The 11,742-nt window shown below is 38.8% G+C and carries 10 protein-coding genes; 3 read left to right on the forward strand and 7 right to left on the reverse strand.

What is annotated here, in order from left to right:
• Positions 1–110 precede the first annotated feature (110 nt).
• The 4 genes from ACB088_RS00435 to ACB088_RS00450 form a co-directional block, all read right to left on the reverse strand.
• Positions 111–974 (reverse strand): lysophospholipid acyltransferase family protein, encoded by an 864-nt coding sequence (locus tag ACB088_RS00435; protein ID WP_375037710.1) that lies wholly within the window; start codon positions 972–974, stop codon positions 111–113.
• A gap of 179 nt (positions 975–1,153) precedes the next feature.
• Positions 1,154–1,372: a hypothetical protein gene (locus tag ACB088_RS00440; protein WP_003655160.1), complete on the reverse strand. Its 219-nt coding sequence runs from the start codon at positions 1,370–1,372 to the stop codon at positions 1,154–1,156.
• Between the two features lie 121 nt (positions 1,373–1,493).
• On the reverse strand, positions 1,494–3,281 hold the full coding sequence (aspS, locus tag ACB088_RS00445) for an aspartate--tRNA ligase (protein ID WP_003655162.1): 1,788 nt from the start codon (positions 3,279–3,281) through the stop codon (positions 1,494–1,496).
• Between the two features lie 171 nt (positions 3,282–3,452).
• On the reverse strand, positions 3,453–4,217 hold the full coding sequence (locus ACB088_RS00450) for a DUF4184 family protein (protein ID WP_375037711.1): 765 nt from the start codon (positions 4,215–4,217) through the stop codon (positions 3,453–3,455).
• A gap of 137 nt (positions 4,218–4,354) precedes the next feature.
• Here ACB088_RS00450 and znuD point away from each other — a divergent pair, with 137 nt between their 5' ends.
• Both znuD and ACB088_RS00460 read left to right on the forward strand, forming a co-directional pair.
• Entirely contained in the window at positions 4,355–6,430 is a 2,076-nt protein-coding gene (gene znuD / locus ACB088_RS00455) for a zinc piracy TonB-dependent receptor ZnuD (RefSeq protein ID WP_375037712.1), read from the forward strand.
• A gap of 75 nt (positions 6,431–6,505) precedes the next feature.
• Positions 6,506–7,969 carry a phospholipase D family protein gene (locus ACB088_RS00460; RefSeq protein ID WP_375037713.1) on the forward strand — a complete coding sequence of 488 codons (1,464 nt, stop codon included), beginning with the start codon at positions 6,506–6,508 and terminating at the stop codon, positions 7,967–7,969.
• A gap of 279 nt (positions 7,970–8,248) precedes the next feature.
• Here the strand turns inward: ACB088_RS00460 and ACB088_RS00465 are convergent, their stop codons facing one another.
• Positions 8,249–8,695, reverse strand: coding sequence for a hypothetical protein (locus tag ACB088_RS00465; RefSeq protein ID WP_004638883.1), 447 nt, complete (start codon positions 8,693–8,695; stop codon positions 8,249–8,251).
• 165 nt (positions 8,696–8,860) lie between these two features.
• Between ACB088_RS00465 and ACB088_RS00470 the strand changes: the two genes are divergently transcribed.
• On the forward strand, positions 8,861–9,250 hold the full coding sequence (locus ACB088_RS00470) for an RcnB family protein (RefSeq protein WP_133747718.1): 390 nt from the start codon (positions 8,861–8,863) through the stop codon (positions 9,248–9,250).
• 48 nt (positions 9,251–9,298) lie between these two features.
• Here the strand turns inward: ACB088_RS00470 and ACB088_RS00475 are convergent, their stop codons facing one another.
• A complete protein-coding gene (locus ACB088_RS00475; protein ID WP_375037714.1) occupies positions 9,299–9,781 on the reverse strand; it encodes a phosphate-starvation-inducible protein PsiE in 483 nt (160 codons plus the stop codon).
• A gap of 121 nt (positions 9,782–9,902) precedes the next feature.
• Positions 9,903–11,684, reverse strand: a complete 1,782-nt coding sequence (locus ACB088_RS00480) for an acyl-CoA dehydrogenase C-terminal domain-containing protein (protein WP_375037715.1) — start codon at positions 11,682–11,684, stop codon at positions 9,903–9,905.
• Positions 11,685–11,742: the final 58 nt, after the last annotated feature.

The raw sequence follows: 11,742 nt of genomic DNA on the forward strand, positions 1-11,742 counted from the left end.
AATAAAACTGAGAGATATTTATATTATAGTTGAGAGTTAAGCTTAATGAGTTAAAATTAATTGATTGAAAAAAATCTATAAAATAGCTTGAAGTATTGGTGATCATTTAATTAAGGGCGATATCTATTAATATTTCCATAGCAATTTCTGAAACGCTTATACGACCAGATATACTGTTCAGGTGCGACATTAATCATATTTTCTAAATCTTTATTTAAGTGATCAACCGATATTTGTAAATCTTTCGATAAGATATACTCAGATAATGGAGTACATTGAATATCAAATTGAGTATCTGGATTGCGAATACAACTGATTCCAATCACATTAGATTGGGTTTTATTGGCAAGTTTTGAAACCAGTGTGGTTGATAATGTGTTTTGACCAAAAAATTCTGAATAAATCCCCCCTGATTCTTTGGGTAAATGATCAGGCAATATCACTGTTAATCCACCTTTTTTTAGATGTTTAAAAATAGTGCGTACACCATTTTCATCAGTTGGAACAAGCATTGCATTTAGATTTTTTCTGGCTTCTAATATAAAACGATTTAATGCTTTATTCTTATTCGGTTTGTACATAATCATAGGGGCTGTATGCAGGTTAAGCCATGCATTTAAAAGTTCCCAACACCCAAAATGAGCAATAACCACAATAACCCCTTTTTTATTGGTTAATGCTTCAGTTAAAAATTGCTCACCATTAATATTTTTTAATAAACTTAAACTATATTCAGGGGGCATACTCCAAATTTTGATGGATTCAATATAAGTCATACATTGATTTTTTAAGCTATTTTTGATGAATATCTGTTGCTGTTGCGTATTTAAATCTGGATAGACCAATTGTATATTAATGCGCGTGATTTGCTTCATGGATGAATTATAGCTATTGAGTATAATAGCGACCCACGAGGCGATGAGCTGCAAAAAAGACAATGGAAGCAAAGCAATTATTTTGAATAAAAAATACATAATAACATCACTTCTCAATCGAAAATATACTAAAAATAATTTTGGAAAGAGTTTTATCGCATTAATGATGCTGTGTCCAAATCACAAAAAATGAGGTTAAAAGTCTTGATAACAAAATAAATAAAAAATTAAGCCACCAGTCAAATCATATCAGTTAAAACCAGTGGCGAGCAGTGTCGTTAAGCTTGGTCGGCATTACCTTTTAATACCATATAAATCAAACTCACAAAAATGAGTAGAGCACCACCTAAGCTACTTACGCAAAAATATAAAATACGTTGATTGGTATCTATATTAAATAAACCATTGGCTAAAATGTAACGCATAAATAACCACTGTGCGATAGCGAAGATTATTAATACAAGTGCACGACGACGGACAGCAGGGCGCATAGCCATAAGTTTTGCTCACACCAAAGGGAGAAATAAGGCGCTATTATGCCATTCTCACAGTGCGATCTCAACGCAATAAAAAAAAGCCTTACATAAAGTAAGGCTTTTTTGTGAATCGTATAGAAAATTATGCTTGTTTTTCTTCAGCTTTTGGCTTTTCACGTAAGCGGATGCCCAAGTCACGAAGCTGATTTGCTTCAACAGGAGCAGGTGCTTGAGTAAGTGGACATTCAGCAGTCTTAGTTTTAGGGAATGCAATAACGTCACGAATAGAAGTCGCACCCGTCATTAACATCACTAAACGGTCAAGACCAAATGCCAAACCACCGTGAGGAGGAGCACCGTAACGAAGCGCATTTAATAAGAAGCTGAATTTCTCTTCTGCTTCTTCATCAGAAATACCAAGCGCTTCAAAAATCGCTTTTTGCATTTCTAATGTATAAATACGAAGTGAACCACCACCAACTTCAGTACCGTTCAATACCATGTCGTAAGCAACAGAAAGTGCTTCACCTGGATTGCTCTTCACTTCTTCTACGCTTGATTTTGGTAGCGTGAATGGATGGTGAACAGAAGTCCATTTGCCATCGTCAGTTTCTTCAAACATTGGGAAGTCAACAACCCAAAGAGGAGCCCACTCACAAGTTGAAAGATTCAAATCATGGCCAATCTTCACACGAAGAGCACCCATTGCATCATTTACAACTTTAGCTTTATCTGCACCGAAGAATACGATATCGCCATCTTGCGCACCAACACGTGCCAACAGTTCAAGTACGATCGGTTCAATGAATTTCACGATTGGAGATTGAAGACCTTCAATTCCTTTAGCGAGTTCATTAACTTTGATGTAAGCCAAACCTTTTGCACCATAGATGCCAACGAATTTGGTGTATTCATCAATTGCACTACGTGGCAAAGATGCTGCACCCGGAACGCGTAAAGCAACAATGCGACCTTTAGGATCTTTTGCAGGACCCGCAAATACTTTGAACTCTACTTCTTGCATTAAGTCTGCAACGTCAACGAGTTTCAACGGAATACGCATATCAGGTTTGTCTGATGCATAGTCACGCATTGCATCTGCATACGTCATACGTTGGAATTTATCGAATTTAACGCCAAGAAGTTCATCGAACATCTTCACAGTTAGGACTTCCATTAAGTCCATAATGTCATCGTCACTCATGAACGATGTTTCAACGTCGATTTGAGTAAATTCTGGTTGACGATCAGCACGTAAGTCTTCATCACGGAAACATTTCGCGATTTGGTAGTAACGATCAATACCACCCACCATCAACAATTGTTTGAATAATTGTGGTGATTGTGGAAGTGCATAGAAACTGCCATTTTGTACACGACTTGGCACTAAGTAGTCACGCGCACCTTCAGGTGTTGCACGTGTCAAAATAGGTGTTTCAACGTCTAAGAAACCATTGTCTTCGAAATAATTACGAATAAGATTAGTCAATTTAGAACGGAAGCGTAAACGATCCAACATTTCAGGACGACGAATATCTAAGAAACGATATTTCAAACGAATTTCTTCAGAAATATTGGTATTTTCATCATTTAACGGGAATGGAGGTGTTTCTGAAGCAGCAAGAACTTCGATGTCTTTACCTAAAACTTCAATTTGACCACTCACCATGTTGGCATTTTCAGTACCTTCATAACGGCGACGAACACGACCTGTAATTTTTAATACATATTCAGAACGTGCTTTATCTGCAGTTGCAAATGCTTCTGGAGTATCTGGGTCAATAACCACTTGAACGAGACCATCACGGTCACGCATATCAAGGAAAATAACACCACCATGGTCACGGCGACGATGTACCCAACCGCATAGTGTAACGGTTTGGTCGATTTGGGCTTCAGTTAAAGAGCCACAGTAATGAGTTCGCATCATAATGAAGATTATCCAAACTATATTGGCTGAAAAGACGGATGCGTAAACCGCGCACCGTCAAAAAAAATAAGTTTTCGATTATGCCTTGTTGCATGGTTTGTCACAAGAAGTAGATCAAAAAACCGCAGAAATTAACCTGAAAATGAGCAATTTGGCAGCAAGTTTCCTGATTCATCCCATTCTTTGTTGCCGATCTAAAAACAAGAATAATAAGCATCCTAAGCTAAAGGTGCTTAACCAGCCCTGCATAAACTCATTAATCGAACGGCCTGTAAAATAGTAGGTGTCGGCGTGCCAAACCTCATGAGGAATGTAGCGAGCATAATCCCAAAAAGAAAATAAACCCAAGAGCGTAGATAGAATAAATAAAGACCATGCAAAAAATTTAATTTTTCTACTTACTTTCCAATGCTGTTTATAGCGCTGGTAATAGTGAAGGCACATCCAAGCGAGAAAAGGCAAAGCAAGAGCAGAGGAGCCAAGTTGTAAAAGACGATGTAATGGATATGGACGCCCAAAAAGATGAACTGTTGTCGCTAATACATCTTTAAATACAAAGGTTCGAAAGTCAGCATGCGTTAAACCATCCCAAATCAGATGAGTCGCTATGCCGATGATGAGTGCAAATATGATTCCAATAAAAAATATAGAAATACGTTTTAAAGAGCTGAGAACAAGATCATGTTGCACACCAAAAAAACGGTACACCACTGGACGATAAAGAAAATACCAAACTACACAAAAGACGAGGCCTAATGCAAGATTGGGATAAATCAGACCTTTCCATTGGTGCGTCAGCATGCTGGACTGAACTGTAAATAAGCGGTAAAGATCGGGTGTCATACTCCCAATGGCTAACGCAGCAATCGGTAAAGTGTTTTGGCTAAGCTTGGATAGAGGAGGAGCTATAACGGCATGAGAGATGGTAAAGGGCATTAGAAATCAAAAATTACTCACATCATTTAGTTGACCAGTCTAACGAATCGTCGAATCAGAAATGTTTTTTATTGCAAAACAAACGAAATGTTATAATATAACAAAAATAAAACATATCGTGATTCGGGACACATCCAATGCAGTTTTATAAAAATATTTTGACCATATCCATTTTAGCTGTCATAGCCGTTCCTTCGTTTGCAGCAGAAAGTGAAAATGTTGAAAAGTTAGAAACCATTCGAATTAAGGCTCATCCACTTGAGCAAACCTCACAAGATTTTGCTGTTGCAGATACTGTCGTTGACCAAAAGCATTTATCACAAGGTGCTGCGACCATTGGGGATGCACTCAGTAGTGAAGTGGGAATTTACGCTAATCAGTTTGGGGCTGGTTCGAGTCGTCCAGTCATCCGTGGACAAGATGGTCCACGCGTTAAAGTGCTTCAAAATTCATCAGAAAATATTGATGTCTCGACGTTGTCTCCTGACCATGCGGTAACTGTAGATCCTGTGCTTGCAAAACAAGTTGAAGTGATTCGAGGCCCTTCTACTTTACTGTTTGGTGCGGGAACTGTCGGTGGTTTAGTCAACGTTATTGATAACAAGATCCCTACGCAAATGCCTGAAAACGGTTATGAAGGACAAGTTGGCTTACGTTACAACACTGGAAGTGATGAAAAACTGGCGAGTGCTGGTGTAACTGTAGGTTTGGGTAGTCAAGTGGCTTTACGTGTTGAGGGGTTAACACGTGATGCGAATAACTACATTGCACCAAATTATATTCATGAAGGTGAAAAAGAGCGCCGTGTAGACAATACTTTTGCTCAGGGTGATTCAGTTAACGTCGGATTGTCTTGGATTTATGACCGTGGCTATACAGGCATTTCTTATAGCAACCGTCGAGACCAGTATGGTTTGCCTGGGCATAGTCATGAATATGAAAGTTGTAGTGCTCATCTAACGGGAATACCGCATTTACATTGTGGCGATCATGAGCATGAAGATGGTGAAGAAGCTCACGATCATGAGCATGAAGAACATGATCACGAACATGGTGGCCCATGGATTGATTTAAAATCTGAGCGTTATGACTTTAAAACTGAGTTAAATGATCCATTTGCAGGCTTCCAAAAGTTACGTGCTCAGGCCAGTTATACCGACTATCAGCATGATGAAATTGAAGAAGGGGCAATTGCCACCCGATTCCAAAACAAAGGCTATGATGGGCGTATTGAATTAGTACATAACCCTATTGCTGATTGGGAAGGGGTCATTGGCGCGCAGTTAGGCCAGCAAAAATTAGATTTGACTGGTGAAGAAGCCTTTATGGCACCGACCACTACGAAAAAGTGGAGCGTATTTGCTTTAGAACATAAACAATGGAAAGACGTACATTTTGAGCTTTCTGCACGTGCAGATCAGCAAGAAATTGATGTAGATGATAACTCTAAACAAGATTTTGATGGTTCTGCCTTTTCTTATGCAGGTGCTGCGAACTGGGAGTTTGCACCAAACTATAAACTTTCGTTTGTAGCCTCTCATCAAGAACGTTTACCTTTAGCTCAAGAGTTATATGCAAATGGTGGGCACTTTGCGACAAATACTTATGAGTTAGGGAACGATCAGCTCAGTAAGGAAAAATCCAATAACGTTGAGTTAGGTTTGCATTTTGATAATGACAAACTCGATTATCATCTTCATGTTTACCATAACTGGTTTGATGATTATATCTATGCGCAAACCCTTGACCGCTATAAAGACTTCCGTTTAGTTCAATACACTCAAGATAAAGCACGTTTCTATGGTGCAGAGGGTGAAATTGGTTATCAAATTACCCCAATGTACAAGATCAGTGCTTTTGGTGACTATGTGCGCGGTAAAATTGATGCTGAAGGAAATGCACCACGTATTCCAGCAGGACGCTTAGGGACTAAAGTCGATGCAGACTTCGGTAATGGTTTTAGTGGTTCTGCCGAGTATTATCATGTCTTTAACCAAGACAAAATCGCGGCATACGAGACCGAAACTGAAGGCTATAATATGCTAAATCTTGGTGTGGCATATTCAGGGCAATATGCTGCAAAAACGGATTATCGTGTGTACTTAAAAGCGAACAATTTGTTAGATGACACGGTTTATCAACATGCATCATTCTTATCAAATATTCCACAAGTTGGACGCAATTTTACAGTAGGTGTTGATTTTAAATTTTAAGGGTTTAACACGAAACTAAACTTGAAAAATCAAACCAAAAGACCTAACTTGAAACTATCAAGTTAGGTCTTTTTTATGCGTATTTTTCAACGAATTCATCAAAAAATAAATTGGTCAGGGCGTCGTTATATGGCGATATTACTTTGCGTTGTTGCTATTGCATATCTTGCATCGGCAATTTACCACACAGTAAAACCATTGCCACAAGGGATTAACTTTAGTGGCAAGCTTAGACATGCCGATGTCAAATTTTTAGCAGATAAAACCTACCTTGATGCAAAAGGGCAACAACAGGTTGATCAGCACATCTTTGATGAAATCTTGAAAATGATTGATGAGGCGAAAACCACGATTGTGGTGGATATGTTCTTGTTTAATTCAGAAGTTGGCGATTCAAAAATAAAGCAAAGACCACTCATGCAAGAGCTAACTGATGCATTGGTAAGTAAAAAAAGACAAAATCGCCAAATTCAGATTGTAATGATTACTGACCCGATTAATTCGGTCTATGGGGGCTTAAAACCTGAAAATTACCGTCAGTTACGTCAAGCGGGTGTTGATGTGATTGAAACCAATTTAGGCCCATTACGTGCGTCTAACCCATTCTGGTCCGGCTTATGGTACATCTGCTGTCAGAATATTGGGAATAACCCAGACAAAGGCTGGTTACCAAATCCGTTCGGTGATGAAAAAATTACACTGCGTAGCTATTTAAACTTATTTAACTTTAAGGCAAATCATCGTAAAACCGTGGTAGTTGATACCGATACTGGCTGGAAATCACTCGTAACTTCTGCAAACCCACATGATGGTAGTTCTAGACACTCAAATGTTGCATTGGTTGTAACGGGAGCCACAGCAGCAGATGTCTTACAATCTGAAGCAGCAGTTGCGCGAATGTCGGGAAGTAGTGCACCCTCGCTCATTTTAGGTGATTTTGAAAAAGACGTAACTAAACCTCAAGTCCAAGTCTTAACTGAAGGAGCGATTTATCAATCTGTATTAAAATTGATTAACTCAGCTAAGCCTAAAGAGCACCTTGATTTAAGTATGTTCTATTTATCTGAGCGTAAGATTATTCAGGCTTTAAAAAATGCTCAAGAAAGAGGGGTGATTGTTCGCGTTTTGCTTGATCCAAATAAAGATGCTTTTGGCCGACAAAAAAATGGTATTCCAAACCGTCAGGTTGCCTCCGAACTTCATGCTGTAGGTATTCCAATCCGTTGGTGTGATACGCATGGCGAGCAGAACCATAGCAAAATGATATTAAAATATAACGCTCAGCAAGCTGAGTTGATTGTAGGATCGGCTAATTTTACAGCCCGTAATTTAAAAAATTATAACCTTGAAACTGACATGCTGGTTATGGGCAAAGTTCAAGATCAAGTCTTTAAAGATGCTCAAGATTACTTCAACACTTCTTGGTCAAACCTGCAAGGCAGACAGATGAGTGTGGAATATGCGAAGTATGCCGATGAGTCTAAAGTGAAATATTGGATTTATCGTTTTATGGAATGGTCAGGTTTATCGACTTTCTAATTCTATTTTTTATATAAACATTCAGGCTATATGTTCACGACGGAGTCTTACCTAGTCTCACCCTAAACCTACAGCTCATTCGTTACTTTGGTTTTGCCCAAAGTAACCAAAGGCATTTGTCATCCACAAAACCTGTTCAATATCTCCATTTAACCGATTTTATTGCAAAAACAATATATTCATAAATTTCGGGCAGGTTGTGGATGACATTTAGCACCAGCGAATATTGGGAAATATTTAATTTCTATATCACTTAGCCTATCCCATCATTGAAATAATTTAAGGTGCTGGCGGAATCAACTGATCCAAAGTCTTATCATCTAACTTTTCCAATTCACTCAAATCAGTCTTAATTTTCCACTGTGACTCATCATCTACTGGATTTGGTAAACGTGCCTCAAGCCAGTCACAGACTACATCTGGAGAAAACTCAGGATGATTACACTGAATAATCCATGATAAAAAATCTTTTGCTTCACCGTTCATGTAAGGAGGTGGAGAAACAGGAAAGAATAATGTCGGTAGACGTTCATTTGTTGATAGGTAGTTTAAAACATGTCCTAACTCTTGAACTGTTTGCCATGCAAGTGGGTGTTCTACATCAATACTGAACTTAAACCACCAAGCGTGTTCGCCATCTGCTCCATTCGCCATAATACGTGCTTCTTGCACACTTGGAACTTTGCAGAAAAACTGATGAAGACGTTCAAAACTGATTTCAGACACAGCAATTGACCTAGCTAGAAAAAAGCTAATGTTAGCATAGATACAGATTCTTCATATTTTCTTTATAGTCATTACAAACCTTAGCAATGTTATCTGTTTTATTCATGGTTTCTCCTTGACTGTCTTCTAATCTAGCTTCATATCAAGATTAAAAGGAAATAGGGCATGAAAAAGCCAATCGTTCTTGTACTTTCGACGTTAATGTTAGGTATATCAGCTACCGCGATGGCCGATACAAATCATCGTTGGGATAATAACCATGGTAAAGACCATGACCGATATGAACATCGTGATCGTGATGACCGTCGCCACGATTATCGTAATGATCATCGGGCTCCAAGTTGGTCAAATGCCGATCGTGGAAAACACTATGGTCGATATGTAGCATTTAAACGCGGTGATCGTATTCCTGCGGAATATCGTAATAGTCGCTATTATGTTTCGGACTGGAGATCGCATCGTTTGTATGAGCCGCCACGTGGATACCGTTGGGTTAAAACGCCTAACCAATATTTACTTGTAGACTCAAAACATCAAATTTATCGTGTTCGTTAATTTTGAAATATAGAATATATAAATGGCCTCAATCTTGAGGCCATTTTTCTATGCTAATTCATCATCTTGAGGCTGAGGAGGCTTTAAAGTTATGGGTGTTTTTGCATGCTTTTCTTTCATCACTGAAGGATAATTCCAAGATGCAAAACGAACGACTAAGATTGAAAGGGCTAAAATAAGAATTGAGCCTGTAATAATGACTTGGTCCATATCCGCTTTATGGTCATGTTGGATATCTGAAATAAGTAGACGGGTTAATGCCGTAATCGCAACATAAATAAGAAAGCGTACAGGCATATGATTGGTTTTAAAGTAAATCCCAACCATTGCTCCAAGCTCTAAGTATATAAATAATAATAAAATATCATCAATTGAAGCATACTTTTTGATGGTTAAAATTTCAAAGACAGTATTGGCTGCGGACCACGCCACCATACAGCCAATAATAAACAGGGCTAAATAATGAAAAGCTTCAACGGCATAATGACCAAATCGGTCCAGAATACGCTCATACTTTTTGGGATCAGGCATAGTAAGATCTTTTGTTTGCTTCGTAATGTTTAGAAATTAAACAAATTTCATGCCAATTGAAATAGTAGATACAAAATAAAAAAACGCCTGATTTTTCAGGCGTTTTTTATAAAGAACTTAATTAAGCTTGGTTCGTAAAGTAGTCTTCACTAAAGCCCATAATTAAGTCAGAACCTGCTTTGATTTTAGCAATACGCGCATCAATTTCTGGCAAGATACGTTCAGCAAAGTATTGAGCTAAAGCGAGTTTGTTTTGGTAGAAATCACCAGACTTATCTTTTGCCGCTGCCACAATTTTCGCAAACATATAAGCGAAGCTGAGTAAACCAACTGCATGTAAGTAATCAACAGCAGCAGAGTTAGGGAAGTCTACATTTTCAGCAGCTTGTTCGATAATAAACTGAGTGATTGCTTCAATTTCAGTTGCAGCATCTAAAGTTGCATCTTTAATGAAGTTCAAATCTGTGTCTAAGTCATTTGCAAAGTCACGGATTTCAGTGATGTATTCAGCAATGAACGCGCCGCCACATTTAATGGTTTTACGACCAATTAAATCTTGAGATTGAACGCCGTTTGTTCCTTCATAAATTTGAGCAATACGAAGATCACGGATACATTGTTCCATACCCCATTCACGGATATAACCGTGCCCACCGAATACCATTTGAGCATCTAAAGTTGCTTGGAATGCTGTATCTGTAAGGTAAGCTTTAGCAATCGGCGTTAAAAGGGCAACGCGGTTATTGGCTTTTTTCACAGCTTCGGCATCAGTTGAGAATTTAGTGATATCGAGCTGTTGACCTACATAGACTGCAAAAGCACGTGATGCTTCATTGTTTGCACGTACGTTTAACAACATACGACGCACGTCACCATGTACCAAAATGCTATCTGCTGGTTTGTTTGGTGATTGAACACCTAATGCACTACGGCCTTGTAAGCGGTCAGTCGCATATTGTGCTGCATTTTGATATGCAAACTCAGATGCACCTAAACCTTGAATACCCATAGATAAACGTTCGTAGTTCATCATGACAAACATGGCAGCAAGACCTTCGTTTTCTTTACCAACAAGGTAACCTTTTGCTCCATCAAAGTTCATCACACAAGTTGCAGATGCTTTAATCCCCATTTTATGTTCGATAGAACCTGGACCAACTAGGTTGCGTTCACCTAATGAACCATCTTCATTCACAAAGTACTTAGGTACGATGAACAAAGAAATACCACGTGAACCAGCAGGGGCATCTGGAGTTTTAGCAAGTACCAAGTGAATGATGTTTTCCGCTAAATCGTTGTCACCACCAGTGATGAAAATTTTAGTACCTGTAATGTTATAAGTACCATCTTCATTAGGTTCAGCTTTAGTTTTGATAATACCTAAGTCAGTACCTGCATGCGGTTCTGTCAAACACATAGTGCCTGACCATTCGCCTGAGTAAATCTTAGGTAAGTAAGTTTCTTTTTGTTCTTGAGATGCATAGCTGCTTAAAGCCATGCCTGCACCCACAGAAAGAAGCGGGTAGAGCATAAATGATGGGTTAGTAGCAAATAACATTTCATCAGAAAGAACGGTGAGCATTTTTGGCATGCCTTGACCGCCCCATTCTTCGTCGGCACCTAAGCCAATCCAACCGCCTTCTGCATATTGACGGAATGCATCTTTAAAACCTGCTGGAGTGAACACCTCGCCGTTTTCATAGCGAGCGCCTTCTTCATCACCGGTACGGTTTAATGGATGAGTCACGTTCTGAGCAAATTTAGCCATTTCTTCTAAAATTGCTTCAGCAGTTGCAGCATCTACATGAGCGAGTTTCTCATTAGACTGCCAAAATTGTTCTGCTTTGAATACATCATTTAAGATGAATTTCATATCAGCTAAAGGAGCATTGTAAATTGGCATAATCGTTCACCTTTTTTGTGCACATTGGCCTGTGCTAGATATCCTGTAAAACGAAATG

The organism is Acinetobacter sp. RW6 (genome assembly GCF_041956835.1).
Classification (GTDB): Bacteria; Pseudomonadota; Gammaproteobacteria; order Pseudomonadales; family Moraxellaceae; genus Acinetobacter; species Acinetobacter calcoaceticus.

Excerpts from the sequence above, each read along its gene's own strand:
- ACB088_RS00435 (WP_375037710.1), bottom strand. The coding sequence starts at position 974 with ATGTATTTTTTATTCAAAATAATTGCTTTGCTTCCATTGTCTTTTTTG.
- ACB088_RS00440 (WP_003655160.1), bottom strand. The coding sequence starts at position 1,372 with ATGGCTATGCGCCCTGCTGTCCGTCGTCGTGCACTTGTATTAATAATC.
- aspS (WP_003655162.1), bottom strand. The coding sequence starts at position 3,281 with ATGATGCGAACTCATTACTGTGGCTCTTTAACTGAAGCCCAAATCGAC.
- ACB088_RS00450 (WP_375037711.1), bottom strand. The coding sequence starts at position 4,217 with ATGCCCTTTACCATCTCTCATGCCGTTATAGCTCCTCCTCTATCCAAG.
- znuD (WP_375037712.1), top strand. The coding sequence starts at position 4,355 with ATGCAGTTTTATAAAAATATTTTGACCATATCCATTTTAGCTGTCATA.
- ACB088_RS00460 (WP_375037713.1), top strand. The coding sequence starts at position 6,506 with ATGCGTATTTTTCAACGAATTCATCAAAAAATAAATTGGTCAGGGCGT.
- ACB088_RS00470 (WP_133747718.1), top strand. The coding sequence starts at position 8,861 with ATGAAAAAGCCAATCGTTCTTGTACTTTCGACGTTAATGTTAGGTATA.
- ACB088_RS00475 (WP_375037714.1), bottom strand. The coding sequence starts at position 9,781 with ATGCCTGATCCCAAAAAGTATGAGCGTATTCTGGACCGATTTGGTCAT.
- ACB088_RS00480 (WP_375037715.1), bottom strand. The coding sequence starts at position 11,684 with ATGCCAATTTACAATGCTCCTTTAGCTGATATGAAATTCATCTTAAAT.